Annotated in this window: 20 protein-coding genes and 1 pseudogene; 9 read left to right on the plus strand and 12 right to left on the minus strand. The window is 58.2% G+C overall.

The window, feature by feature from the left end; genetic code table 11:
- Positions 1-150: 150 nt before the first annotated feature.
- Together BGIM_RS0128845 and BGIM_RS0128850 are read right to left on the minus strand one after the other, a co-directional pair.
- Positions 151-393, minus strand: a complete 243-nt coding sequence (locus BGIM_RS0128845; RefSeq protein WP_157369510.1) for a hypothetical protein — start codon at positions 391-393, stop codon at positions 151-153.
- Between the two features lie 122 nt (positions 394-515).
- The gene (locus tag BGIM_RS0128850; RefSeq protein WP_020473164.1) at positions 516-1,310 is read right to left on the minus strand and encodes a hypothetical protein; all 795 of its coding nucleotides are present in this window, start codon (positions 1,308-1,310) and stop codon (positions 516-518) included.
- Between the two features lie 102 nt (positions 1,311-1,412).
- Here BGIM_RS0128850 and BGIM_RS0128855 point away from each other — a divergent pair, with 102 nt between their 5' ends.
- On the plus strand, positions 1,413-2,261 hold the full coding sequence (locus tag BGIM_RS0128855) for a TatD family hydrolase (protein ID WP_020473165.1): 849 nt from the start codon (positions 1,413-1,415) through the stop codon (positions 2,259-2,261).
- Positions 2,262-2,269: 8 nt separating this feature from the next.
- On the opposite strand, the gene BGIM_RS0128860 is transcribed toward BGIM_RS0128855, so the two are convergent.
- On the minus strand, positions 2,270-3,067 hold the full coding sequence (locus tag BGIM_RS0128860; RefSeq protein ID WP_157369511.1) for a HEAT repeat domain-containing protein: 798 nt from the start codon (positions 3,065-3,067) through the stop codon (positions 2,270-2,272).
- 352 nt (positions 3,068-3,419) lie between these two features.
- On the opposite strand from BGIM_RS0128860, the gene BGIM_RS0128865 reads away from it, so the two are divergent.
- The 3 genes from BGIM_RS0128865 to BGIM_RS0128875 all read left to right on the plus strand — a co-directional run bounded on the left by BGIM_RS0128865 (position 3,420) and on the right by BGIM_RS0128875 (position 5,596).
- Positions 3,420-4,484 carry a M42 family metallopeptidase gene (locus BGIM_RS0128865; protein WP_020473167.1) on the plus strand — a complete coding sequence of 355 codons (1,065 nt, stop codon included), beginning with the start codon at positions 3,420-3,422 and terminating at the stop codon, positions 4,482-4,484.
- A gap of 52 nt (positions 4,485-4,536) precedes the next feature.
- A complete protein-coding gene (gene greA / locus BGIM_RS0128870) occupies positions 4,537-5,022 on the plus strand; it encodes a transcription elongation factor GreA (RefSeq protein ID WP_020473168.1) in 486 nt (161 codons plus the stop codon).
- A gap of 103 nt (positions 5,023-5,125) precedes the next feature.
- Entirely contained in the window at positions 5,126-5,596 is a 471-nt protein-coding gene (locus BGIM_RS0128875; protein WP_020473169.1) for a DinB family protein, read from the plus strand.
- 343 nt (positions 5,597-5,939) lie between these two features.
- Here the strand turns inward: BGIM_RS0128875 and BGIM_RS0128880 are convergent, their stop codons facing one another.
- Entirely contained in the window at positions 5,940-6,899 is a 960-nt protein-coding gene (locus tag BGIM_RS0128880) for a DUF1559 domain-containing protein (protein WP_020473170.1), read from the minus strand.
- Positions 6,900-7,169: 270 nt separating this feature from the next.
- Between BGIM_RS0128880 and BGIM_RS0128885 the strand changes: the two genes are divergently transcribed.
- Positions 7,170-9,287 (plus strand): tetratricopeptide repeat protein, encoded by a 2,118-nt coding sequence (locus BGIM_RS0128885; protein ID WP_020473171.1) that lies wholly within the window; start codon positions 7,170-7,172, stop codon positions 9,285-9,287.
- Positions 9,288-9,423: 136 nt separating this feature from the next.
- Positions 9,424-10,797, plus strand: coding sequence for a DUF1501 domain-containing protein (locus BGIM_RS0128895; protein WP_020473173.1), 1,374 nt, complete (start codon positions 9,424-9,426; stop codon positions 10,795-10,797).
- Positions 10,798-10,847: 50 nt separating this feature from the next.
- Here BGIM_RS0128895 and BGIM_RS0128900 read toward each other — a convergent pair whose 3' ends face one another.
- Complete coding sequence (locus tag BGIM_RS0128900) at positions 10,848-13,901, minus strand: patatin-like phospholipase family protein (protein WP_020473174.1); 3,054 nt, start codon at positions 13,899-13,901, stop codon at positions 10,848-10,850.
- A gap of 98 nt (positions 13,902-13,999) precedes the next feature.
- Between BGIM_RS0128900 and BGIM_RS0128905 the strand changes: the two genes are divergently transcribed.
- Entirely contained in the window at positions 14,000-15,013 is a 1,014-nt protein-coding gene (locus tag BGIM_RS0128905) for an acyltransferase family protein (RefSeq protein ID WP_020473175.1), read from the plus strand.
- A 45-nt stretch (positions 15,014-15,058) separates the two neighbouring features.
- Here the strand turns inward: BGIM_RS0128905 and BGIM_RS0128910 are convergent, their stop codons facing one another.
- The 7 genes from BGIM_RS0128910 to BGIM_RS0128945 form a co-directional block, all read right to left on the minus strand.
- Positions 15,059-15,463, minus strand: coding sequence for a peptidase associated/transthyretin-like domain-containing protein (locus tag BGIM_RS0128910; RefSeq protein WP_020473176.1), 405 nt, complete (start codon positions 15,461-15,463; stop codon positions 15,059-15,061).
- A 92-nt stretch (positions 15,464-15,555) separates the two neighbouring features.
- Positions 15,556-16,713, minus strand: a complete 1,158-nt coding sequence (locus tag BGIM_RS0128915) for a DUF1559 domain-containing protein (protein WP_261339988.1) — start codon at positions 16,711-16,713, stop codon at positions 15,556-15,558.
- 27 nt (positions 16,714-16,740) lie between these two features.
- Positions 16,741-18,747, minus strand: a complete 2,007-nt coding sequence (locus BGIM_RS0128920) for an HlyD family efflux transporter periplasmic adaptor subunit (protein WP_020473178.1) — start codon at positions 18,745-18,747, stop codon at positions 16,741-16,743.
- Between the two features lie 135 nt (positions 18,748-18,882).
- A complete protein-coding gene (locus tag BGIM_RS0128925) occupies positions 18,883-20,997 on the minus strand; it encodes an HlyD family secretion protein (RefSeq protein ID WP_020473179.1) in 2,115 nt (704 codons plus the stop codon).
- Between the two features lie 199 nt (positions 20,998-21,196).
- Complete coding sequence (locus BGIM_RS0128930; RefSeq protein ID WP_020473180.1) at positions 21,197-22,417, minus strand: hypothetical protein; 1,221 nt, start codon at positions 22,415-22,417, stop codon at positions 21,197-21,199.
- Positions 22,374-23,186, minus strand: coding sequence for a HesA/MoeB/ThiF family protein (locus BGIM_RS0128935; RefSeq protein ID WP_020473181.1), 813 nt, complete (start codon positions 23,184-23,186; stop codon positions 22,374-22,376). Before BGIM_RS0128935 ends, BGIM_RS0128930 begins: the two co-directional genes overlap by 44 nt.
- 151 nt (positions 23,187-23,337) lie before the next feature.
- Positions 23,338-23,751: a hypothetical protein gene (locus tag BGIM_RS0128945; protein WP_157369512.1), complete on the minus strand. Its 414-nt coding sequence runs from the start codon at positions 23,749-23,751 to the stop codon at positions 23,338-23,340.
- A gap of 402 nt (positions 23,752-24,153) precedes the next feature.
- On the opposite strand from BGIM_RS0128945, the gene BGIM_RS0128950 reads away from it, so the two are divergent.
- Positions 24,154-25,077, plus strand: a complete 924-nt coding sequence (locus BGIM_RS0128950) for a DUF1559 domain-containing protein (protein WP_162136307.1) — start codon at positions 24,154-24,156, stop codon at positions 25,075-25,077.
- A gap of 193 nt (positions 25,078-25,270) precedes the next feature.
- A pseudogene (locus BGIM_RS65020) lies at positions 25,271-25,499 on the plus strand (hypothetical protein); the annotation flags it as partial.

The raw sequence follows: 25,499 nt of genomic DNA on the forward strand, positions 1-25,499 counted from the left end.
ATTTCAAGATCGCGTCCATGCGTAATCTCCGTCAAAGAAAGAGCATGTGTAATACCCGTTCCCCTCCCCTGACACAAAATTCCTTACAAGCCCAGCCTGTCACCGTCCCCGCTCCCAAGCTAAATGGGCCGGGCGTTGATCTGTGGTGAATCAGCCGACCTTCGACCCCTGCATGAACTTCAGGAACTGCTCCTCCAGCCGCTCCAGGTTCGGGTGGCCGTACCGCTTCTCGATCATCTTCACCGACGTGCCGAACAGCTGCGACGCCACATAGATGTCCCCGCCGTTGTCCAGGAAGGACGAGATGGCCGAGTGCCGGAAGTTGTACATCTTGAGAGAGTCGGACTCGATCCCCTGCTCGCCGAGGGAGGCCGCCACCGTCGGCCGCTTCATCAGACGCTTCCAACTCTCCGTGCAGTTCGACGGAATCCACGGCATCTTGCGGTGCGTGCGGAAGATCGGCCCCTCCGGGTTCGCCGCGACGCACGCCTCGACGTGGGCCTTCGCCTCGGGCGTCAGGAAGATGATCCGGTCCGCTGGGTCTTCTTGGCCGTCTTGTGGATGTAGCCTCGCGTGGCGTTCCAGCGGAAGAGGAGCCTGCCGTCATGGTAGTTGTGGGCCTCGGCCATGCGGATCTCGATGGGCCTGGCCCCGGTCAGCCGCAGCAGCCACAGGAACCGGCCGAAGGGTTCGCAGTGCCCGCTCTTGCGGTGATGCAACGCCGGCTCGTTCGTCCTCTCCTTGCGGAGGTAGGCGGCCTTCTCGAAGCACGCACTGATGAGCGCGTCCATCAGCCCCTCGCTCATCCTGGCCTCCCTGCCGCGCATCAGCGGGACGGGCCGCTCGATCCGGCCGATCAGCGGGTCGGTCTGGATATAGCCCTTCCTCCTCGCCCAACTGATCGCACCGAGGATGAGGGTGACGGCGTGGGCCTGACTCGTCGGGTTCCACTGGGTCTGCCGCTTGAGCCAGGCGTTGAAGTCATACGGCTTCAACTCGCGGACGCGCTTCTTGCTGTGTTCGGTGACAAAGCCGCGGGCCATGACATCGAAAACGCCCGGAACGCCGCTCTTTCGGGTAGCATGGAGATGGACGCGGTATTGGTTGAACAGGGACGACATCAAGTAGTCGTCGGTCCCCTTGTCGGCCTCCATGCTGATGAGCTTGCTGAAGCGGGCCGTGGCCTCGCGGTACGTCGGACCCTTGGGGCCGTCGTTCGGCCCTTTGGCTAGAATGTGCTGAGTGCCGTCGATCTCGCAACAATACGCCTTCCGGCTGTTCCAGTACCGGACGGAGGGTTTCTTCGCCATGACCGTGTCCTCTGTAGGACGTGCAGGGTTTTCGAGAATACCCTGCGTGAATAACCTGCCAGAACATTTTACAAAGCCTTGCAGAGAAAGGAAATAAGTGCCATGTCATTTTACATCGATCCGCACATCCATATGGTCTCCCGCACGACGGATGATTATGTCCGCATGGCCCAAGCCGGATGCGTGGCTTTAAGCGAGCCGGCGTTTTGGGCCGGGTTTGATCGGGGCGGGGCGAGGGCGTTTCATGATTATTTCCGGCAACTGACCGAGTACGAACCGCGACGGGCGGCGTTGTTTGGCATCAAGCATTATGCCTGGCTTTGCATCAATGCCAAGGAAGCGGAGAACGTGTCGTTGTCCCGCGAGGTGATTGCCTTGGTGCCAGAGTTTTTGAAGAAGCCGAACGTCCTTGGCATCGGCGAAATCGGGCTGAACAAGAACACCGCCAATGAGGCGACGATCTTTCAAGAACACGTCGATCTGGCGATGAAGACCGACGAACTCATTCTCATCCATACGCCGCATTTGGAGGACAAACTCAAGGGGACACGGATGATCGTGGACATGCTCAAGAACGACCGACGGGTGAAGCCGAACCGGGTGTGCATTGATCACGTTGAGGAACACACCGTCCGGCTGGCTCTCGACAACGGATTTTGGTGCGGGATGACGCTTTATCCCATCACCAAATGCACGCCGCAACGGGCTTGCGACATTCTCGAAATGCACGGGACCGACCGCATTATGGCCAACTCGGCCGGCGATTGGGGCGTCTCCGACCCGATGGCGGTGCCGGGCCTCATCATGGAAATGAAACGACGGGGACACTCGGAGGCAACCATCAAGAAAGTCGTTTACGACAATCCCTTGAACTTCTGGCGGCAAGCCAACAATTGGGTCGAGCCGGCGACGGAAGCATCTGCCGTTTCGACGGCCAAGAGCGGGTATTGATCGAACGATTAATTGCCGGCGCCGGAGATGATGTTGATGGCATCGGTGATGGCCCGGCGGACATCTTTGTCCCGGTCGTTGACGGCTCGTTGCAGGGCATCCAAGGCGGGGGCGGCCTCCCTCCCGTAAGCGGCCAATGCCTTGGCTGCCCGGAAGCGGAAACCGACGTCTGAATCTTGCAAGTCGAGGATCAGCACACTGATCGCATCGGAAGGACGAGTGCTGCCAACGATCAGTCCCAAAGCCTTCAACACGGCCCGCCGCACGTCGTCATCCGGGTCGTTCAGGCTGATGACCAATTCCGCGACGGCCGACTTCGCATCCGGCCCCAACCGGCCCAGCGCCTTGGCGGCCCGCAGGCGTTGCGCTTCGTCCCGGTTCTTCAACAGGCGAATCAGCATCGGCAAATCGGCATCTTCGCTGGCGGCCATGATTTGATCGACAGATCGGCGCAACAAGGTGTCGAAGAACACATCCCGCCCGGCGAGACGGGTCAGTGTGGGAATGGCGGTCTTGGACGGGGAGCCGATTTGGCCAAGGGCAACCACCAACGCCTCTTGAAGCGGATAGGTGTCTTCGCCTTTTAATTTTTGGAGTTGGAGTGTGAAGTCCGGCACCGCCAGCCCGGCACTGGCGCCCATTTTGGCGAGCGTGCGCACGGCTTCGACCCGTTGCCAAGTCGGCGCAAGCCGGTCCTTGAGGACGGCGGTGAGTTCCCGGACCAAGTTATCGTCCCGGTCGTCGGCATGAACGCCCGTCGGCAACAGGGCGATCATGATCGGCAGCAGCAGCCAGCGAACGTTCATGGCGGTGAAATCGGTCTGATACGAGAGCTGCCTGAACGGGCTAATCCTGTTTCCGTGTCCGGAATCTGTCTGGCTTTGCGGAAAAACCATCATAATCGGCGTAAGAAGTCGCACGGACGAGCGAATACTAACTGGATGAAATTTGATCGGCGCAGGACAAATAAATGCTCCGTTCGCCTGTTTTCAAGCGGTGAAAAGGTTTTTATCAGTGATGCCCTTTTCCTTCTTGTCGGCGTTTTCCTCTTGTTCAGTGGCGGCTTGAACCGCATACTAGAATATTCGTTGTCGGCGGTGTTTGGGATGACTCCCGGACCCCGCCGACGTTCTGTTTCACGGGTGGTTGGAATTGCTCATGGATGAACGGTCTCACGATTTCCTTCGCGAATTGCTGGAGACGCCCAGCCCTTCCGGATACGAGCGTCCGATTCAGGATGTCGTGCGCCGGTGGGCGACTCCCCTGGCCAGCGAAGTCCGCACGGACCGGCACGGGAATGTGATTGCGGCCCTTCACCCGACAGAACCCTCGGACTTGCGGATCATGCTGGCCGGTCATTGTGACCAGATCGGACTGATGATCCAGCATATTGACAGCGACGGTTATCTGTACGTTCAGCCCATCGGCGGTTGGGACGTCCAGATTCTGCTCGGTCAATACATCACCGTATGGGCCGAGGGAGGGGCAATTCAGGGCGTTTTGTCCCGAAAGGCTCCGCATTTGCTAACCAACGAGGAACGCAACAAAGTTCCCCAGTTTCATGATCTTTGGGTGGATATCGGGGCGAAGTCGAAGGAAGAAGCCGAGTCGCTGGTGCGGCCTGGCGATCCGGCGACGATTTCCCTGGGTTATCGGCCGCTTCGCAACGGGATGGCCGCCTCTCCGGCAATGGACGACAAGGTTGGCCTGTGGGTGGCGATGGAAGCCTTGCGATTACTGACCGAACGCGAACGCCGGGCGAGTGTCTATGCCGTATCCACCGTGCAAGAGGAAGTCGGCCTGCGCGGGGCGACGACGAGCGCATACGGGATCAATCCGCAAGTGGGCATCGCCATCGACGTGTGCCATGCGACCGACACGCCGGGGAATGACAAAAAATCCCTCGGTGAGGTAAAATTAGGCAACGGGCCGGTGTTGTTCCGCGGGCCGAATATCAACCCGCGAGTGTTCGCCGAGTTGGAAGCGGCGGCCAAACGGATCAATGTTCCCGTGCAGGTGCGCGGCGTCCCCAAGGCGACGGGCACAGACGCCAATGTGATCCAGATTAGCCGCGAGGGCGTGGCGGCCGCACTGATCGGCATCCCGAATCGATATATGCACAGCCCTGTGGAGATAGTGCATTTGGACGACCTGAACAACGCGGCGAGACTTCTTGCGGAATTCGGCGCCACGGTGTCGGGCGAATATGATTGGACCCCGTGAGGGGTTGTGTTAGTCTGTTTTCTTCGCCGGTTTTCAACCGGCGAGTTTTTTCATGTCGGAGCAAGTGATGAGCGACCAACGCATTCCCATGACGCGGGAAGGATATGACATTCTCAAGGGAGAAATCTCGCAATTGGAGGCCCAACTGATTGAGATCACCAAGCGAGTCGCCACCGCCCGCGAAATGGGGGATCTCAGCGAGAACGCCGAATACCATGCGGCCCGCGAAGACCAAGGCATGCAGCAAGCCAAGATCGACTTGGTCCGGCATAAGCTGGCGCATGCGATGATTATTGACCCCAACCAACTCCCGAAGGGCGTCGTTGTCTTTGGTTCCAAGGTCAAGGTCATGGACATGGAATACAAGGAAGAAGAGACGTTTGAACTCGTCGGCCCCGGCGAGGACGACCCGGACAAGAACAAGATTTTGACGACCAGCCCCATCGGTCAGGGACTTGTGGGCAAGAAAAAGGGGGACGTGGCTGAAATCGCCGTTCCCAGCGGAATACTCAAGTTCAAGATTCTTGAGATCTCGTAAGCCGGTTGACTTTGGACAACCGGCAAAGGACAATCACTCCCGACCCGTCCCGTCTTTCGGGGCGGGCGTTCTCATTCATATCCGATTGACGGGAGAGATTGTCATGGGTTCCCACACCGAACAGATCGAGCATTACCTCGCCGGACCGGCCGCTTTGCGAAAAGCCATCGCCGGAATGACCCCGGAACAATTGAAGGCCCGTCCGGTGGCGGGTCGTTGGAGCACGTTGGAGGTGGTCGTCCACATCGCGGACTTCGAGCCGATTATCTCGGATCGCATGATGCGGGTGATCTCGCATGAACGTCCCTTGCTTCTCGTCGCGGATGAAAACCTCTTCAATGCCGCCTTGCATCCTCATGAGCGGGTTTTGGAGGATGAACTGGCCCTTATTGAAGCCACTCGCAAGAAGATGGCCACCGTTCTTCGTTCCCTTGCAGACGAAGTGTATAACCGCGTGGGCATCCACACGTTCAAGGGGTTGGTGCCTCTTTCCAGCATCCTGACCGGGGCGACGGGACATATTGAGCATCACTTGAAGTTCATCGAAGAAAAAAGAAAAGCTCTTGGAATCTGAATATTGCCCGTATAAAGTGCAATTAATGATAATAATTTAGGCATTGTTGGATTTATCGCTTGAGTGACTTGGCAATTGTCTGGATGAAAGGTCGAGTTTTTTCGCCGGGAAAATAAGACGTTTTTGAGATGCCGGGCAATATGGCTGATGTAGTTTACGAATTTGGCATCAGCTTTGCTTTCTAATTATCCATCTAGTGATGGTCGACCGATGAAGTGAATTGTTCGGGAGAAACATTCGCAGATTTGGCGGGCCAAACTCGAACAAAAACCATCCGGACTGCCAACAGAGGGAGAGACTGTTGGCGGTTCGGGTGGTTTTTTTATTTGAACATCTTTTGCCGTCAATTCGACGTGACCGTTTCCCCGCCGCTGATTGATGCGAAGGCCCGATACATGTTGATGTCGATCGAATCCCGCACGAATCGAACCGAACCGTCGCCCATGGCAAATTGCAGACCGCCGATGTGTCGGCTCCGGAACGAATAGACATTCGTCCAGTCCGAACTGGGGTAAGGCTGTCCGTTGGTTTGCTTGGAATTCGGCCCAATCCCACAGGTTCCGACCGCATGGTTGGCATACGGCCATGAACAGTGAATGTTCATTTCCGGCACGTCCTCGCCGATCATGTAGGTGTTGCTCAGCCCGTCCGTGATCCCGGCAAATGTCAGAACGCGATTGTAGTCGTAACGAAAGAAAATGCCGTTGGCGTTCAGAATGCCAAAGTGAGATTGCCCCAATGTGGGAGTGCCAAACGGCCCGGCGGGCAAACCGCCTTGCCAGCGTGCTTCGCCGTCCCCCCAGTTGCCCCCGGAAACACCCTTGTAATTCGTGACCCCGACCACGATTGGCGTGATATTGGCCTCGTCCGTTCGTTGTCTCGGGCCGCCATCGCTCGGGCAGTTCAGCGTGGGGATTGACCGGGAGATGGCGTCCAGCACCGTGGCGTTGGCATTGACGTTCGTCGAGTCGCTCACGTTCGCCTGCTTGAACAGATTGTCCTGCTCGATGTAGGGCAGGGTACGGGCGATCCAGCTCCAACTCGGAGCCGAAGCCGAGCAACAATCCGATCCGGGGACTCCTCGCGCGCCGCTGTGGGGGAACATCGTGTTGGTGTCGTGGTAATTGTGGACCGCCACGCCCAGTTGCTTCAAGTTGTTCTGGCATTTCATGCGGTTTGCAGCCTCGCGGATCTTCTGCACGGCAGGCAGCAGCAATCCGATGAGGACGGCGATGATGGCGATCACCACCAACAATTCGATGAGCGTAAACGCCCGTCTGATCTGCTTGAAACGAGGGTTCATTTAGGCATTCCTAAGAGAGATGAGGGCATACGCCATGTGTCAGTCAGTAAGATCGGACGGAGGACCGCAAAAAATACGGATTTCGAGTCGATGATGCGACATCAACATGGTGGTGAAAGTGTACCATTGCCGGTTGATCCGACGCAAGCGCATTGCGTGCCTCCCGTGAAAATTCGATGCGGGAACTTGGAAGACACTTCGGACATCGGAGAATAGACCCGGCGAAGCCGTGGGCCGATCTCCAACATTTCCTTCTTCTGTTCAAAACGCATGACCGCAAACCCCGCCAATGTCCCCGCTCTGCCGTTCCGGTTTACTGTGGCCCTCGGGGATCGCGTCCTCATCGGGGCCTTGGCGGCCTTGGTGGTGGCCCGGCCTCTGGTCTATGGCGACGACCCCGGCCGGCTTCGGCTCACCACCACCGGCGGGTCGGTCTCCCTCAATTTGGGCGTGTGGCTGGTTCTTTTGGGCTTCGCGGGTTGGCGAATCGTCGTCGGCCAATCGATCCGGTGGCGGGGAACCCTCCCGGCGGCGGCTTTGGCCGGCGTCGGGGTGGCCGCCATGTGGAGTTCCCGCCGGGAGGGCGTTTATCAACGGCCGGGGGAACATATTGCCTGGGATTGGCTCACCCTCGCGGCGGCATTTTTTGTCGCCCGGCAACTCACCGGGCGGGCGGCTGATCGGCGGGGTTTTTTGAATGTGCTATTGGCGGGGGCTGTCAGCATTGCGTCCATCGGAATGGTGCAGCGTTTCGGCCCGGCTCTCGGCGTGCCAAGTACGGAAGCGGTGATCTTGGATGCCCGCCCCGACCTTGTTGGCTCGGAGGAATTCCAGCCACAACTCAATGCGGCCACGACAGCAACGGGCTTGGTTCACGGCACCCTCGAATCACCGGAAGCCTATCTGATCTTTCTGTTAATGGCGTTGCCCGTGGCCTTGGTGACGAGCCTCGCCGCCGGAAATCGCTTCAAAGTCGCCTTGCCCGTCCTGCTTATCGCCGGAGTGCTGGCCTTGTTCGCCGGATCGCTTTTTTCCGGTTCCGTCGCCACGAGTATCTCCGAGGGGTTTCGACTATTCCGTGAACATCCCATGTGGGGAACCGGGCCGGGCAATTTCTCCCGCATGGCGGCGGACGGAAATCTGGCGAGCGGTTCCGCATGGTTGACTCTCGCCGCGAGCATGGGGGGGATTGCCGCCATGTTGGCGCTGATCGCTTTCGTGCCGGTTGAAGTCCTGCGTCGATCTGCGGTGAGCGATACGGAAGAACCGATCTCCGGCACTCGGTGGGAGTTTTACCTTGGCGGGATTGGCGGATTGCTGATCGGGTTTGTCGCCTCGGTCGCGCAGATGCCGTCCGAGGCGCCGGTGTGGGAGGTTTACAATGTTGGCGGGTTCGCCATCGGTCGCGGGGTGGTTTGGCTGGTGGCTTTCGGAATTCTCGAACAACTTCGCCCGTCTCCCCGCCTGTTATCGCGGGCGGTCGCCTGTTCCGTGGTCGTGGTTCTCCTCGCCGGGTTTTTCACGGAGGCGGCCCTCTCGCAGATTATTTTGTTCACGACGGTGATCCTGCTGGCGTTGCTTGCCGCCTCGCGGGATGAACTGGTTTCCGCGAACATCGTCGAAAAGCCGTGGATGCGCCCGGTGGCCGTCAGCGGGGCGGTGCTGGCGGCGAGCGTGATCGTCTGTTATGTGCTGCTGGCGGCCGGTCCGGCGTGGCAGACGGCCGAAGCCGTCCGTAAATCGCGAACGGCGAGCCGGTTCTACCCGGACATCGAACGGCAAATTGACTTGGGGAAAGGCAACATCGACCGGGCGAATGCCCGTCACAAGACCATCAATTTTCTGAACTATCAAGTGCTGAATCCGTTGCGTGCCGCCGCCGAAAAAGATCCCAACAATGCCACGCTGCTATTGGAAATCTCCCGTTGGGAACGTCCCCTCTGGCGGCAACTCCTGCATGCCGATCCGAAGGAAGCGCCCGCTCTGGGAAAAGATATCTTGTTTAGGGCCGACAAAGCGGCGAAACTGGATCCCAGAAACATCGCCGGGGAGCAGGCTGTTCTCGAAGCCCTGATCCTTTATCGCAAGGAATCGAACTCGAAGCCGGGCCAGCGATTGGAGGCATTTAACAATCACTTGAAAGCGGTCGCTTTCCGGTTGCCGGAATTGGAAGTGCCGTATCGTTATCGGATGGTGTCCACCTTGCTGGCGACCGGAGATTCGGACGGTGTGGAACCGGAGATTGCAAAGTTGCTTCGCCTGAACCGAGCGGAAGGCCAGCCGCATGGCAAATTGTCTGACAGCCAGCGCCGGGAGATCATCGAACAAGCGAAACAGGTGATTAAAAAACCGCCCCAAGAATTGCTGGATGAATGGATCGATCAATGAATGAAAGACATTTCACGCAAAGCCCGCCAAGAGTCAACGAAATCGGTTCGTTGACTCTTGGCGGGCTTTGCGTCTTCCTGGCGAATTTTGTGTGAAATGTCTTTCATTCATCTCTTTTGCCGGAGGAGGGTGAACCATGTTGATGATGGGAAGCCAGACGATCTCCCGGCGGGGAGTTCTGCAAGTCGGGGCTTCATCTGTTCTCGGGTTGTCCCTCTCGGATTTGCTTCGTCAACGTGCCGAGGGAAGTTCCCCCGGCACGGCCAAATCGGTGGTGCTTCTCTGGCTGTGGGGCGGGCCGAGTCAACTGGACACGTTCGACCCGAAGCCGAATGCCCCGCTGGAGTTTCGCGGCCCCTTCGGCACCATTCCCACAAAGATTCCCGGCGTGCGGTTTTGCGAACTCTTCCCGCAAATCGCGGCCGTGTCGGACAAGCTGGCTGTCATTCGTTCCCTGAACACAACCTCGAACGATCACGGCATCGCCGGGACCATCGGCCTCACCGGCAGCGGCGCCGGGGGAAAAGGCTTGGACGGCCAACCCCTGCCGGGCGCCCCGCGACCGGCCACCGGTTCCGTTGTGGCCCGTGTGTTGACGGCCACCGGGGCGAGGAAAGCATCCAAGGAACAACTGCCGCCGTTTCTTGTCGTCGGCGGGAAATTGCATCAAGGAAAGAAGCCGATCATCGGGGAGGGAGGCGGCCCGCTTGGGAACACATACGATCCGTTTCGGTTGGAGTATGATCCGATTCACGGCACGAAAGTTCCCGCGTTGCAACTGGAAACGGACCTCACGCCGGACCGGCTTGGGGATCGTCAGGCCCTGATGAAATCGCTGGATGTCGCGGAACGCAACGTTGACCGTGCCCGACAAACCACCGGGGCACTGGACCAATACCGTTCACAAGCATTCGCCATGCTGACCTCGTCCAAGGCCCGTGAGATGTTCGACCTCGAACGCGAACCGGTGAAACTCCGCGACGAATATGGCCGGACCCGGTTCGGGCAATCGTGTGTTCTCGCCCGGCGGTTGGTGGAACATGGCGTTCCGTTCGTGCAGGTGAACTGGAGCGATCATGTGGAAGCCGAGGAAGACGCCGGGGACGGCGGTTGGGACCACCATTACCGGAACTTCCAGATCATGCAGGACCGGCATGCCATCTGGCTCGATCGGACGGTTTCCGCGTTTCTGCGGGATTTGGAAATACGCGGCTTGTTGAAGACCACGCTGGTGCTGGCCGTCGGAGAATTTGGCCGCACACCGAAGATCAACGACAAGGCCGGCCGGGAGCATCATCCTAACTGTTACAGCGCCCTGGCATTCGGCGGCGGCGTGATCGGCGGCCGGGTGATCGGCGAAAGCGATTCCAAAGCCGAACAACCCCGCGAGAACCCCCTGACCCCGGCCGATGTGTGCGCCACCGTCCATCACGCGGTCGGCATCACCAGTGATGTGTCGAATTCTTTGGGCGTGTCAACCGGTGGAAAACTCATCGAAGGGTTGTTTTGAGCGAATGATTTTGGCAGGGTTTGCTTGCCCTGCCTTAACCGGCCAACGTCTCACTTCTCAAACCCCGTCAGCCGTACTTTCGGAGACCGGGATTCCTGCGGGGTTTCGTAGACGTCGGATTTCCACCATTCGATGAGCTGTGCGATTTTCATCCGAAGGTCTTCGGCCCGTTCTTTCTCGGCGAATGTTCCTTTCATCTGCCGTTCTTCTTCGCCCGACAAGTGCCAAGACAGCGAGGCATGGCCGGGGAACTCGAAATTCACCACCGTGAAGAATCGTTGCGAATGTGGCAGTTTGCCGGAGCCGGGTTCGCCCCGCATTTGCTCGAAGTAGGTGCTGAGGAGTTCCAGCAATCCGTCGTTGCGGAAGGAACAAGTCCCCACCCGGCCGTTGGTCAGCCCCTCCAACGGGCTGGTGATTTCCTCCAGCGAACGGGAGAGCAGGGAACTCAGCCCCTTCTTCCGGGAAGGGGAGTCGGGGATGGCCTGCAACCGGCGTTCGTCGTCGCTCTGGCCATCCCGAATCTGCACCACCACGATCTTGGAAACGTTCTCGTTGTACCAGTCACTGTTCTTCTTGCTAAACAGATACGCCGCCGCGAGGCTCACGCCGTAATTGTCGAAGTAACCCGCGTCCACCACCCGGCGCCGGGGTTTCGTGGGAAGCGGGACGGCCGGACTGAAGTACGGGAAACTCGCGCTCATCCGCACGGCCGTGCTTAGAGCGAACTTGTTCCGCGAGTTCGGGAACATTCGGAACAATTCGAGGGCCTCGTGCGAGTAGTTTCGACTCATCGCGCACAAGGCGTCGGGACGCTCGGGGTCGCAATCGATCAGGTGGCCGTCGTTGCTCGCGGGATAGCGCATGTCGAGGTTGCTGATGATGAGCCGTCGGCCGTCTTCCACCAGCATTGGCGTGAACACCAATGAGGGACACCAGCCTGCGCGTTCCTTCTCGGCCAATCCTTCAAACTTGATGTCCAGATCACCTTCGAGTGACTTTGACCATGCCTGTTCCAAAGCGATGCCGCGATCCGTGTGCGTCGAGAAGGGTGAAAAGAACGCGGGCACATCGTTCAATACCATCCGTTCGACAATCGGGCTGAGCCAGTCTTGGGTAAGCTTGTCAAATCGGCCCTCCATCTCAGTCCGGCGGTTTTGCCCCCAACTCATTTCACCCGGTGGCTTGAGGCTTTGCACATAGTAAGACGCCCCAAACATGCCGCCGGAGGCACCGGTAATCATGCGGACGTGATACGGAAATGGAATCCCCTCCTTGGCGAAGCGGTGTTCCAGTTCGGCCATCACCATGTATGTCCACGCGGCCGCCCGGATGCCGCCGCCGCTGGCGACAACGATGACCATCGGCTTTTTCTTGCTGTTCTTCGGGTCCCGGTCCGCCACGGCGGGAAGCGGCTTCGTCAATTGATCCGTGGTCGCCGGGACGCTGGCAAACGGAATGTCGCCCGGCATCAGCAGCCGGCCGGGGAGCGATTTCGCCGCGAGGGGCCGCAAATCCTTGCCGGGGAGAATGCGATTGTCATCCTCGACCGCCTTCCATTGGGCTTCCAACTGGGCTTCGGTGACGAGCGCGCTCCCGCCGGTCTGGGATTTTCCGCGAGCCATGAGACCGGCCTTGATGACGATGTTGTTGGCCACCGCCTGGTCGAATTTTTGCTGGCGGGCGACATCATCCTTGATGGTGGCCTCCAGATCAAGCAAGGCCTGTCCCTCGGGAGAATCCTTGCCGGAATAATCCAGCCCCGGAAACTGCATCTTGTATTGCGGCATCCCGGAAAGCACAATCATCACGAGCAGGGCCGGGGCGAGGAAGGGCAGGGCGTCGTCGATCACATAGGCCACCAAGCCATAAATGGCGATCCCCATGAACATCAGGAAGCACATGAGAACCATTGGCGAATTGGCGGACGCAAAGGTCATGGGCAGCACAAACAGCACGACCACTCCGAACAGAAAAAACAACGCCGCGATTCCGTGAAACGGGTATTTCCGGCAAACGCGGGGGTCAATGATGCGTTCGTATGTTTGCCGCAACGCATGAGCCGTGGGAAGCGGGAACGTGTACCGGATGCCCAGTGGAATCACCGAAAGGCAGAACAACCCCACGAAGTATGCCCCGCTCCAACCGCACCACGACTTGGAACCGAGCCACGTCACCACGAAGTAAACCATGACTCCGAGCAACAGCAGCCAACTCCGGAAGAACCGTTGATCGTTCAACCAGCGAGAGCGGAACAAAAGCAGGAACAGCACCATTCCGCTCAGCACGCCAACCGCGACGCCGAGATTGCTGAGTTCCCACACGGCCGCGAACACGACCCCGACGGACATCAGCAGGGTTTGGTTGAACAACACCATCGCGAACTTGCGCAGCGGAGTGTTCTGTTGCCGAATATCCCAGAGGGTGAGCAACATGCTGCCGCAATGTGGCGATGCGGGTTGGTTCTCGGCCGAGGCGATCACCCGGTTAAAGATCCGGCGGGTGAGACCGTGCATGTCTCCGGACGCCCCGAGGTTGATGAGGAACCGGAACAGCCATCCGCCGAGAAAAATCGTGCCTGCGGCGCTCAATCCCCCGATGACGAGCCACGGACCATAGCTCGGTCGCGGCGGCGGGATGGCGTTGAGACTGTTTTCCAGAGGGGTCGTGTCAAGGAGCGGCGGCGGCCCTTCTCCCCATTGGTCGAGGGTCTGCACAAGCAGGATCAACCCGCTCACGACGGCGAGCAGCAGCAACAATTGCCCCAGCACCCACATGGAGTAATGGAAGAACAAGTGCGGGCCAAACCGATCCAGCAATCGCGGGGAAAGCTGAAGTTTCTCCGGCCTCGCGGTTTTTTTGGCCCACATCAGGAAGCCGACATATAGACATTGCACGACCACCAAGCCGAGGGCATAGCCAACCCAGAATTGCTTCGCCGGGTTCTCATGCCAGATCAGGTAAGTGATGCCGAACTCGCCTCCGAACGCTCCGCTCACCATTGATGCGATCAGGAGCAGGCAGTTCGGGAGGACGAAATGCAGGCAGAACGTGGGGAGATAACCCGGCGCGGACGGAGACGGGGAATGGGCTGGCGAAGACATCGTGCAAACTCCGTGGCCGGTGAGGCAAGGACAGACGGCAAGGCTGATATTGGATCATCGGCCCGCAGTACCGGGTAACTTTTGAAGAGGGCGGGCATATGAACCGAATCCCGGCGATCGACACATTGCGTGTGTTCGCCATCCTCGCCGTTTTGACATTACACGCCCGGCTGTTCCGAACCGGGGGGGAATTGGCAGGATGGGAAAGAGTCGCGGAAATTGTATTGGATCACGCGAGCCGATTTGCCGTGCCTTTCTTTTTTTTCGTCGCCGGGTTTCTGTTTGAGCGTGGACGCGGCGAAAAATCAAGGCTGGATCGGGCCATTCCGCAGGTGAAAAGGCTGTTGGTGATCTACCTCGGCTGGTCGCTTATTTTGTTGGGCGAAGAAATTGCCGAGCGATGGATTCGGGGATGCCTCGCCGCAGGCGAATTCACGGCCATCATGTGGCCTGATTCAATGATTTGGCGGGAGGGGTTGATCTACGGCGTGCGAATGCACTTATGGTTTCTGCCCGCGTTGATGCAATGTCTGCTGGTTTACGCGGTGTTGGGCGGATGGCGTTTCGGAGGGTGGATCATCTCCGGACTATATATCGCGGGGCTTGCGTTCGGGGCTTATGCCCCGGTCACTGGCATCGACATTGGCGTTTGGAGCCGAAACAGCATTTTCTTCGGGACATTGTTCGTGTGGGCCGGAGCCAAAACGGCAACGCGGAAACATCCCCCCACATTGGGAATGGCCTTGGGCCTCATTGTCATGGGGAGTTTGTCCCACGTTGCCGAGTTGATTTTGCTTCACGAGGTTTGGGGCCAGGAGTGGTTGCATGAACGAATCAATTTTCTCGCGGGGACGGCTCTGGTCGGCATCGGCGTCGGCTGGCTGGCCTTGGCGAGACCCGGATTGGGTGGGAAATCATGGCTGCCGGCATTGGGAGCGTTCACCCTCGGTGTGTATATCCTTCATTTGGACGTGATGAGATTGCTGGCGGGAGTGACACCGTTTCACGGGATCGCCGGACAACTTCTGCTGGTGATTGTTTGTTATGCGGTGACGATTGGAATCGTGCGGTTAATCGCGTGTTGGAATCCGGCCAGAAAATGGGTGTGCTAAAATCAACGGGCCGGAAATATCCGGCCCGGTTTATTGGTGCCTGGGTCAATCCTTCAATTCAAGCGGGATCTCGTTGGTTCCTCCCTTCAAGATCACCTTGAGATCACTTTGAGCGGCATCCAAGTATTTGGGCGGGATCTTGCTGGTGACTGTTTTTTTCAGCGGCGTGCCGGGTGGCGGCGGTTCCGGCGGCTTCGGAGACAGGAAAGCCGTGTAGGTTCCGGCGTCAAGTTGATCCGTCAGGTTAAAACTGCCGTCTTCATTAACCGGAGCAGATGTCGCAATGCCTTTTTCCTTCCATATCAAGTTCAAAACATAACCGTTTACCGGGGCATTTTGATATGTTACTTTTCCTTTCACCATTCCCTTGCCACCATTTGAACAACCAAAAAGACCAATGGATAATACGGCAAGAAGAAACACGGACCGCATAAATGTCAGACGAGCCATCAATGGTTGTCTCCGGTGGATAGTGTTCAAAAATTGCGGGCCGGATTTGCTGCCTGCCCGCCGGAATATACTTCTTATTCAGCAGGTAATTATTATTGATCTGTTGTTGTCAGGCCGTCATTGCGAACGCACAGCTTTTGAAAGTTTGTGAAGTCTATATTCTGGCTGACAAATCGCACTGACCCATCAGAAGTCAGCATGTTTGCCCCGCCGGAATGCGCGGAATTAAGAATGGTGTTGAAACCATAAGTGATATTGGCCCCGGAACCGGCTGTTTTGCTGTTGATCGCGTAAGCAACGGTGGTCAATCCGTTGCCCCAACGGTCGCCGGTGAGAGCGGGATCGGAAAGTTTTTGGGCGAATGTGGCACCGCCAAACGGGGCGATGTACTTGTTGCGATAATCCGTGGTTCCCACTGTGTAGGACTGTTCTCCCAAAACGAAAACGTTCGAGGTTCCGTCGGTGCAGTCAGCAATACGGACATTTTCGTTGGGAAGCAACATTCCGGTCATGGCCAGCCAGCCTCCGTAGTTAGATGTGACCCATGCCCCGGTGGTTCGGCCAGCCGGATCGGGATAAGATCCCATGATTCCAAGATAACTGGGAATTTGCACCGTGGGTTTGACGGAAAACCAGCTTTGGTCCGGGGAATTTGTTGGAAGCGGACTGCTGGGGCACGCATAGACCGAAAATTTCAAGTTGCTCAAAACAGGCGAGCCCACATCCGTGGCGTCGGTTAGTGTGACTTTGGCGTAAACATTGTCCTGCTCAATGTATGGCAGAACCAAGACCCGCCAGTTGGCGGCCGTATATGACGGACCTTGGCCCATGGGAAAATATGAATTGGCGCTTTCATAGTTATGCAACGCCAGGCCAAGTTGTTTGAGATTGTTGGTGCACTTCATGCGGTTCGCCGCTTCACGAATCTTTTGAACAGCTGGCAACATTAGCATGATCAGAATGCCGATGATGGCAATCACCACCAAGAGTTCAATCAGGGTAAAGCCCCGGCGCACGGACAACGAACGACGCATTGGACACTCTCCCAAAATGGAAAATGAAAATGTGTGTAAAAAGCCAAATGTAGAGGGGGGCGAATGACCGCGTTTCGGGAGAGAAAAGTTGGCGGCAGGAGAGTTGAGTGAATAATAATCAGGCCAAGACAGGCTTGCCAAGAGTTCTTGGCCTGATTTTCTCGAAAACGTCAAAAACCCAAAAACAAGCTGATTTTTAGCAACATCTGTGGGCAATAGATGTCTGGAAACTGTGCGTCTTGCTTACGGTTTCGACCGGATGATGAGCGTGACGGTGGAACCCGGACGCAACGGATATTTGCCATCTTTCTTGGGGTTGTCAAAATCCACGAATACGCGGGCGGTTCGGCCGCTGGAATCGATGGCCTTTTCGATGTGGGTGACTTTGGCCGAAAGGTCCGTCTTCAATTCCGCGTCGGTCGGGATGTTCCATACATTAATGTCCCCCTTCTTTGTGCCGACGACAATGAAGCCTTGGTCCGCGTTCGGAGTGAAGGCCGCGCAACTTGCCGGTGAATAATTCTTGCAGATCAACCGGCCGAATTCCGTGCCCCGTTCCGTGGGGCTGGGGGCGCGCCATAGTTGAACGACGCCCTCGGTGGCTCCCCCGGTGGCGATCAACCGATTGTCTTCCTTCTTGTTAATTTCCGGGGACCACACGGCAAACGTCTGGAACCGGGCGGCTTCTCCGACACTAATCAACGGGCGTTCCTTTCGGCCGTCCTGAAGGTGGATCACGTCCAGGCGGGCCTTGTCCGCGTCCAGCAAGAGACGGGAGCCATCATCGCTCACCCCCGGCATCGCCACGTCCCCCGTGCGGGAGTCGAACCGGTGAAGAACCTTGGCGCTCTTTTCGCCCACCTGCCACACTCGAACAGACGGTTCTTTCCCGGCCGAGACAACCCGGCCCTGTGGGGTGAACGTCAACGAGGTGATTGGGCTGTGATGCTCCCCGGCCGGGAACTTGTAAATCCGCTTGCCGGTGGCCGTCTCCCAAAGATGGATGCTCCGTTCGTCAGCGGTCACACAATACTTGCCATCGGGGGAGAAGGCGGCCGCGTTCACGGCGCCGTCGTGGACTTCGGACAGTTCCCTCAGAGGCTCCTTCGCCCCGGTGGCCAGATTGTACAACTGTGTTTTTCCATTGTCGTTCCCCACCAAGAGGATCGGCGATTCGACGCTTGCCGGAGTGACGGCCAGTGCCCGCACCGCGTTGGGCTGCTTCCATGAGCCAATCACGGTCAGGTCGCGGGTCCAGGCGTACACCCAGCCATCTTCCCCGGCCGAGACGACCACCGGCTTGCCCTCGCGTTGGCCGACGACGACCACCGTGATGGGCTTGTTCGTGGTGTGTTGCTCAAAAGTCGTGTAAGAAGGGATGTCTCGCGGCCCCTCAATCGAGACTTCGTCGCCGGGCCGCACAGTGTCGATGTATTCCTTGGGCAGGTTGCCCTCGATGCGAAGCCGGTCGAAATTATACACCGTGAGCATCGGCTCGGTGGCCTTGATGCCTTCTCCTTCATGCCGGAGAACTTGTTGCACTTCGCCGTCAATTGCCGACCGGAGGGTGTGTTTTTCCAGCATGTACTTTGCTTTGTCGAGATCGGCGAGAGCGATCTGCTTGGCCCCCAACCGGTTGGTCAGGTCAGCCTCGTAGCGAATTTGCGTGGCTTGGGAGTTTAGAAACTCCTGTTGCGGCACGATCCCTTTTCGGGCGCCGTCTTCCGTGAGGTAAACAATCTGGGCCAATTTTTTGACTGTCTTTTCGTAGGCATCCGCTTCTTCCGTCGCGGCTTGGGATTTCTTGCTTGCCCCGAAAAATTCAATGAACGCCTGTTCGTCGTCCATCAGGGCGACGACTTGATTCCGTTTCACTTGGTCGCCGGGGGACAGACGCCGGTAAAATTTCTTGTCGCGTCCGTGTCGGTAGACATCTTGCGGCTTGAGTTTTAGGGCCTCGTCTTCGGTGATTTCAATTCCAATCCAATTGATGGTTCCGTCCACCCGGCTCGGAAGATCGAGCTTGTGCAGGATGACGACATGCGCCGCCGGAACCTCCAAAGGTTCCTTGTCCGCTCCCGGAAGTTTCGCCGGCCGGAAATCCCCGGTGTAGAGCGGTTGGCCGATTTCGACGACCGCCTCCGTCTCGGCGGGAAGCAGTTTCTTCGCTCCGGTGTTTTTGGCGTCCGAGCAGGCGCTGATTCCGAGGATCAGGGGCGCCAACGCGACGAAGAGTTTTCGACGGGACATGGTTCTATCTCCGCAGCCAGTGCGTGGCTGAAATCACCGATGACCAATTTTTAGTTGTCGTCAAAGAGAGATGACCAATGAACCAATTTTCAAGTTTGGCCATTGGTCATCTCATGCGGTTGGCCCGCAAAAAGATCAAAAGAAGAAGATGACCTTCTCGTACAGGAATTCCCACACGCCGTAGAAAAGCGAGTACCCGAGCGAGTGAGGGCCGCATAGCACCTTGGTGTGGACTTCCACATCGGTGACCAGCAGGCGTTCGTCGATGTGGTATTCCTTGGGAATGTCGTCCGTGTTGATCCGGACATAGGCGTAGATCACTGGCTCGGATTCGTTTTGGTCATCCTGATTCGGCACGGCTTGTGCGGAAATATCCCGTTTGTAAAGCTTCCCCTTGCCCTGATAGCCGGGTGTCGGGGCACTGGTGACCAGCACGTCAACCCAGAGGAATTCCTCGCCGCTTTCCTTGTAAGCCCGCAAGAGTTGACCAACGTGCTTCTGCGGGATTTTGAGAACGATTTCCCAACCGCCGTCCACATTGCCCACCCGGAGGATGGGGTCGGTGTTTTGCACGGTCTTGTTGGTCATTTCCTCGCGGAAGTCCGGTGTGATGATCCGCCAGCGAGGCCGGCCATTCGATTTCGAGGGGGGCGTCTCCGGGGCGCTGACGAAATAGTAGCCCGGCCGGGAAAGATCGCACTTGTACACCCGCTCGAAGATGTTGAGTTCTTCGGCAATCTTGCGCCGCTCGATTTGCTTGCTGAGCTGATCCTTCGGACGTTGATCCTTGTCGGCCTGACTCAATCCCTCGGCCGGGGCGCTGAGCTGGCGGATCTGTTCGTCCAGCCCCATCAATTGTTTCTGACGGGAGACAATTTCCTGAGCCCATTCCTGCTTGAAGAGGACGGCCACCGGAGCGCCGGGCATCACCTCGTCGTTTGGCCGAACCTTGAATTCGGCGATTCGGCCGTCGGCGAACGAGAACACATAATGGCGGTCGAGCGGGGCCAGTTTGCCCTTGGAATCGACTTTGAGTTGATAGGGAACCAGCACCATCGCCGCGATGACGAGGGCGAGCATCACCAGCGAGAAGAACAGCCAAAACTTGGCCTTGCCCCCCATGCCTTGTTGCACCCGCATCAGTGGCCACCACAGCGGCTTGAGCGGAACCCGTTTCATCTCCGATGCGTTGTACAGCGCGGCCGCCGAGTGCGCCGAGACCACTTCCAATTTTTGTTCGAGCGGTTCCGTCTGGGCGGGCGGGTCGAACATCTCCATCAACACGACGGACCGCACCGGTTTGGCGATTTCCTTCTCTTTCGGCTTCTCGCGTTCGTCGCGGATGGGCAGCACTTCCAAGAGTTTCGGGCTTTGTTCGATCAGGTATTCATCGAGGGCCGCCAGCACTTTCGGCGGCAGCGTCTCGTCGCGTGTGCCGCGATAAACGAGTTTTTCGCCCCATTTGACGACGGCATCCATCAGATCGCGCATTCGGCGAATGTGGGTACTCGCCTTTTCGACGACATCGGCCCCGCTGACGGCCTCGACGGCCACCTTCGTGCCGTGCCGGATGCCGACGCTAATGCGATCACACCCGACCAGTCGCCGGCCTTCGTTGGCGACGATGTAGGAAACTTCCGTCGGGTTCAGCGTGCTGTGGACCTGTCGGCTGAAGATTTCCAGTTGGGTCCAGGCTTGTTCCTGCCCGGCCGTCTTTTTGTTGCTGGTGTTTCTCAGAAAACCGGACGCATACCCGGCCATCTGAATCGTGTACGTGATCAGGTCCTGCGGATGCCAGTTGGCCTTTTGAAAGACCTCAATAATGCCGAGGGGTTGGTTTTCCTCGTTCAAGATCGGGGCAAGGGCGAGCGTGAAGTCCGTGGGGTTGCCCGCTTCCCGGTCGCCATCGGCGCGTTGCCGGGGGCCGATCAGGCCCGGCTTGCCCTGCGTGAAGGCGAATCGGAGCAATTGCTGATGGGATTGTCGGCCGTCGGGCCGGTCGTCCAGACCGATGTTCCCGAGATTCGACTGGCATTGTTGTTGAAGAAATCCCTGCGGGGATTTGATCCACACCGCTCCGGCCGGGGCGTCGATGCCGTCCAACCCCTTGCGCAGAAGTTCCTCATAGAACTCGCCGGGGGGCATATTGGACCCGGAGAGCGAGGCCAGTTGCTCCACGGCCAGTTCGACTTGGCGACGGATTCGGCGAACCGAATCTTCATTGGGCGAGTTTTGACCACCGACAGACACAGGCGGCTCATTTCGCAAAATTCAGGGGGTTCGGAGAGACTACGAGACTTATAGGAGTGTATCGGAACAGTCAAGTTGCCGCAACCGGGGCGGGGATGCGTGAGAAGGGGGGAGCCGGCTCGCCGGTAATTCCCGAGGGATGTTCCGATCATGCCGATTCTCGGTGAAGAAGTGATGAGGAGCATTTGGCTTGAACCTTTTACTTCCCATCCATTAACCTCGCCAGTCTTTCGGAAAGCTCATCATCGGCGGCACTTGTCCAAGTGAAATCGGGAGGAGTGGAAAAGCCCCCCTCGGCATTCAAGTGGGCGCTCGGGAAAGCACTGAGGGGCAGGGTGCCGATCAGGGTTTTCCGATGACGGAGTTCAAAAGCGGTTGCCTGCCAGAGATCGCCGATATCAAGCAAACCGGGGGCAAACGGGGTGGGGCCGTCCGTCACCAAGAAGTCATGATCGAAGACCGGGATTGGTTTGTCGGTTCCGCTGACCCGGAGCGTCACTTCCAAGTGGGCCAAGCCCGCAAGACCCGCCTGACGGCTGGCGAGCAGGAAACAGGGACCCGCCCGTGCCACCCCTTCGGTGGGAAGTTGCTTCATCACGCGAAACCGGCCGTCGTCGGTCACCACCATGAAGCGGGTGTCGCACAACCGCAGGCTTTCGTGAAACGCCTTCGGGGTGATGGAGGTGAGCCGACCCACTGCCAGTTCTCGCGAACCGCAAGCCCAAGTGATGGTCCATTCGCCGCTTTTGCGGGGGAGTTTCGGCGGGCTAGCGTTGACGATGGCTTCGCGGTTGGTGAGTTGGCTGGCCGTCAGCGGAATCGTCTGCTCGACTGCCACACCGGTTTTGACGCTCCGAAAAGTGGCCGTCAGCCCGGAATCGACAAGGGGGATCAAACCGCTGGAACTGCGAAGCACGCCGCAGGCTGACAAACCCTGTTGTTGATTGCTCACGAATGTTTGGGCCGCGACGCTGCGTCCGTCGAGGGAGACGAACGCCGTCGGCAGTTCAAGCCGCAGTTCCCGGAAAAATTGCTCTTGCGAAACGACGACGATTTCGACACTGGCCAAAACGTGATGCTTCCAGAGAAGCTCGGCGGTCACGGTTTCAGCGGGAACAGGAAGACGGAAGTATAGCCGATGTCGTTGGGCGCCCTCGTCCACACGGATTTGCTCGGCCGGGACGGGGGGCATTCCCGGCCAGCGAAGAGTGAAGTCCGCGCGGTGCCGGGCGGTTGGCGGCAGCCGAAGCAACGCTTCGACGACGACGGCCTCGGCGCACCACGGAACCGGCTGGTTTTCCAGCGTCAGGCCGGCTTTTTCACTTCGATAATACACCGCCTGCGATTGGGAGGCCAACCGCCGGGGCGTGACGATTTCATTCATGAGCCAGTCGTGCCAGGGCTTGATCCAATGCCACATCGAGTTGCTCCCCCGAAAGGCCATCATCCTGATCCACGCCGCAGACAAGGCAACCCGGCGTCCGCGCAATGCGGAACCGATACGGTCGGAGAGCTTCCGTGAATATCCCATCTGCCACGGCCAGGGACAACAACAGGCTGGAGAAACCAGCCTCTTTTCCCGCGACCAACTCCAGCGAGGTCAACGCCTGCAAACTGGCGATCACACTGATGGAGGCCCGCGAGGCCGGAATGGCCGTTTCCGGCCTCGTCGCGTTCGGGTCCGCATAATCCGCGGGCGGCGGGGTGTTGTCCGTCGGCATCGCCCGTTGGAGATGGCTGGCCAGACAGCCGTAACACGCCCCGCCGGGCACAAACCGATGAACCCAACCTCCGATCCCGCCGCTGAGAACCTCGCCCATCGTCCACGGTTTGCGGTGCTTGCGCATCATCGCGTCAATGTGATATTTGGCCGATTCCGAATCCACCGCGCAAACACCGAGATCACAGACCGCCACATGAGAATAAAGTTCGGCTTGATGAATCGGATCGGTGACATCAACAGCCAATGGGACCACTTCGACATCCGGCCGAAACCGTCGCACCCATTCGGCCGCCAACTTTACTTTCAACTGCCCGACATCCGATGGCGGGAACAGGTGCCGATGGACATTGTGCGATTTGTAAACATCCGGCTCGACCAGCACGATCTTCCGCACCGTCGGTTCCCGCATCACCAGATCGAGAACCACAATTCCCCCCGAACCGACGCCGACTTGGAAAATCGTCATGTTGCGGAGGACTCCGATGTCGAACCATTCTGGTTTGAAGATTCAAACCAGCTCATGGCGGCACATTGATATTGTACGCGAAACGTCTGTTGGATTTGTCACCAAGAATTGCATCCGGCCGACCACCAAACAAAAAATGTGAAACGCCCGGCTATCGCAACTTGGACACGGCGAATTCCGGGGCGGTCGGCGAGTCCGGCCCGGCTGTCACGCGGAGGCCGCTACCGTCGAATGTGCTGTACTTTTTCACAATGAGCGACTTGGGCGGGGCGTAGGGGTTCTTGTCCTCGGCTCCCGGTTCTTTCTGGTAGACGACACGGGCCAGCCAAGCCCCGGCCTCAATGCCGGAGCGGTCGGCCGTCTTGATCGTGAACGTCCCGTCGGTCCCGATCACGCCGCGAGGCAAGTGAGGCGACGTGTTCCCCGCCTTGGCATCGGCGCTGAGTTCGACGAAGGCTGTTTCCCCCGGCTTCGGCGCCAGGGGCGCTCCGTCCATCGCCACCTTGCCCGAGAGCGGATAGAGACGCGGCTCGGACGAACCGCATCCGGCGGACAGGCCAAGCATGACAAAAATGCCGGGCAAAAAACATCTTTCAAGGATTCGGGAGAGGACCGAAGACATGATTGGAAATACTCAAAGAAAGGATTGTTCCCCAGTTATAAATTCAAAGTCTCGATGGAATCAAGTGGATTGCAAGTGCTTCGACAAAACAGGGATCTGAAGTCTTCGGCGTGGGGAATCAAAACCGATGAGAATTCCCGTTCGCTACCGAAAGGCGTCGAAATCGGTGTGGTTCTTGTGTTTCGGCCACTTTTATGGTATCTTCGGCGCAGCGTCAGACGTGCCTGTCGTCTACAAATGACCCAAGGCGCGAACAAACGCCCTTTCATCTCCGGGGTTTTCCCGGCTTGTGTGGAAGATTTTTATCAATCATCTCAGTATTGCTCCGTTCGGAGGAAAGAATTCATGATCGCTCTTTGCCTGCGTGGCCGCGCTGATCGGCGTGGTTTTACCCTGATCGAATTGCTGGTCGTCATCGCGATTATCGCCATCCTCATCGGATTGCTGCTGCCGGCGGTGCAGAAGATCCGGGAGGCCGCCAACCGGATGAAGTGTTCCAACAATTTGAAGCAGTTGATTCTCGGCGTTCACAACTATCACGACGTGAACGGCATGTTCCCGGTCAGCGCCGCCCCCGGCTACGTGGACGACAACAGCGTGAACACGCCAAACTGGAGCTGGCTGGTTCGCATCCTTCCATACGTCGAGCAAAACAATCTGTACCTGACCACCGGGGCGCCGACCGCCACGGTCAATTCCAATCCGGCCGCCGTGGCCACCCCGGTCAAGACATTCCTTTGCCCGTCCGACACGTCCTATGCCGGCCAGCCGAGGACGGACACAAACATCGCGTATTCCACGACGTTCGCCGTCGGGGTGACGAATTACAAGGGCGTGTCCGGAAGTTGGTGGCTTTGGGGATCGTATGCCACCGGCGACGGCGGTTACTCACCGAACGCCGGACTCGACAGCGGAAACGGTTGGGTGTGCCGTTCAAACTACGCCAAGCCCCGGCAGTTCTCCAGCGTGACGGACGGAACCAGCAACACGTTTTTCATCGGCGAGGATGTCCCCGATTTCAACCAGCACAACTCATGGCCGCACTTCAACGGTTGCACAGGCACGACGGCCATCCCGCCAAACAACGTCAACACCGTCGCGGCTCGCGGAGACTGGCCGAACATGTATTCGTTCCGCAGCCGGCACACCAACGGTCTGAACTTCGCCTACGGGGACGGTCGCGTCTCGTTCATCACCAACTCAATCGCCCTGACCACCTACCGCGCCCTCGGGACAATCGACGGCGGCGAGACGGTCACCACGCCGTAATCGCCGAGGAGGCGGGGGATGTCCTTGCGATTGTTTGGCTAAGAGAATGAGGCGATCGGCGATTAGAGTACTCCGCACGCTCCGAGCCTGTGAAAAAATCGTCGCACCGGTTTGCTTCGGGGCTTGTAAGGAATCTTGTGTCAGGGGAGTGGAACGGGTATTACCCATCCTCTTTCTTTGACGGAGATTACGCATGGACGCGATCTTGAAATCCCAAGCCGAGCAACTGGCGCGGGACATGGCCGCGCAGGCCACGACGATTGACGACCTCAACGCCCTGATGCGGACGATGATGAAGTCGGCCCTCGAACGGATGCTCAACACCGAGATGGATGTTCATCTCGGACGCCGGCCAACCCCGGCGTTGGCGGCCGGTCCCGTCGAACCCGCCGCTGTTCCCGACGATGCCAAACCGGCGGCCA

Source organism: Zavarzinella formosa DSM 19928 (assembly GCF_000255705.1).
GTDB lineage: Bacteria > Planctomycetota > Planctomycetia > Gemmatales > Gemmataceae > Zavarzinella > Zavarzinella formosa.

What these genes read in the sequence shown, in the direction of transcription:
- BGIM_RS0128945 (WP_157369512.1), bottom strand. Translation starts at nt 23,751, where the DNA reads ATGCTTGGCCTGTCCGCCGGATGCGGTTCGTCCGAGCCGCGTCTCTAT.
- BGIM_RS0128855 (WP_020473165.1), top strand. Translation starts at nt 1,413, where the DNA reads ATGTCATTTTACATCGATCCGCACATCCATATGGTCTCCCGCACGACG.
- BGIM_RS0128860 (WP_157369511.1), bottom strand. Translation starts at nt 3,067, where the DNA reads ATGAACGTTCGCTGGCTGCTGCTGCCGATCATGATCGCCCTGTTGCCG.
- BGIM_RS0128875 (WP_020473169.1), top strand. Translation starts at nt 5,126, where the DNA reads ATGGGTTCCCACACCGAACAGATCGAGCATTACCTCGCCGGACCGGCC.
- BGIM_RS0128910 (WP_020473176.1), bottom strand. Translation starts at nt 15,463, where the DNA reads ATGGCTCGTCTGACATTTATGCGGTCCGTGTTTCTTCTTGCCGTATTA.
- BGIM_RS0128950 (WP_162136307.1), top strand. Translation starts at nt 24,154, where the DNA reads ATGATCGCTCTTTGCCTGCGTGGCCGCGCTGATCGGCGTGGTTTTACC.
- BGIM_RS0128865 (WP_020473167.1), top strand. Translation starts at nt 3,420, where the DNA reads ATGGATGAACGGTCTCACGATTTCCTTCGCGAATTGCTGGAGACGCCC.
- BGIM_RS0128845 (WP_157369510.1), bottom strand. Translation starts at nt 393, where the DNA reads ATGAAGCGGCCGACGGTGGCGGCCTCCCTCGGCGAGCAGGGGATCGAG.
- BGIM_RS0128935 (WP_020473181.1), bottom strand. Translation starts at nt 23,186, where the DNA reads ATGACGATTTTCCAAGTCGGCGTCGGTTCGGGGGGAATTGTGGTTCTC.
- BGIM_RS0128900 (WP_020473174.1), bottom strand. Translation starts at nt 13,901, where the DNA reads ATGTCTTCGCCAGCCCATTCCCCGTCTCCGTCCGCGCCGGGTTATCTC.
- BGIM_RS0128895 (WP_020473173.1), top strand. Translation starts at nt 9,424, where the DNA reads ATGTTGATGATGGGAAGCCAGACGATCTCCCGGCGGGGAGTTCTGCAA.
- BGIM_RS0128930 (WP_020473180.1), bottom strand. Translation starts at nt 22,417, where the DNA reads ATGTGGCATTGGATCAAGCCCTGGCACGACTGGCTCATGAATGAAATC.
- BGIM_RS0128850 (WP_020473164.1), bottom strand. Translation starts at nt 1,310, where the DNA reads ATGGCGAAGAAACCCTCCGTCCGGTACTGGAACAGCCGGAAGGCGTAT.
- BGIM_RS0128920 (WP_020473178.1), bottom strand. Translation starts at nt 18,747, where the DNA reads ATGTCCCGTCGAAAACTCTTCGTCGCGTTGGCGCCCCTGATCCTCGGA.
- BGIM_RS0128880 (WP_020473170.1), bottom strand. Translation starts at nt 6,899, where the DNA reads ATGAACCCTCGTTTCAAGCAGATCAGACGGGCGTTTACGCTCATCGAA.
- BGIM_RS0128885 (WP_020473171.1), top strand. Translation starts at nt 7,170, where the DNA reads ATGACCGCAAACCCCGCCAATGTCCCCGCTCTGCCGTTCCGGTTTACT.
- BGIM_RS0128905 (WP_020473175.1), top strand. Translation starts at nt 14,000, where the DNA reads ATGAACCGAATCCCGGCGATCGACACATTGCGTGTGTTCGCCATCCTC.
- greA (WP_020473168.1), top strand. Translation starts at nt 4,537, where the DNA reads ATGTCGGAGCAAGTGATGAGCGACCAACGCATTCCCATGACGCGGGAA.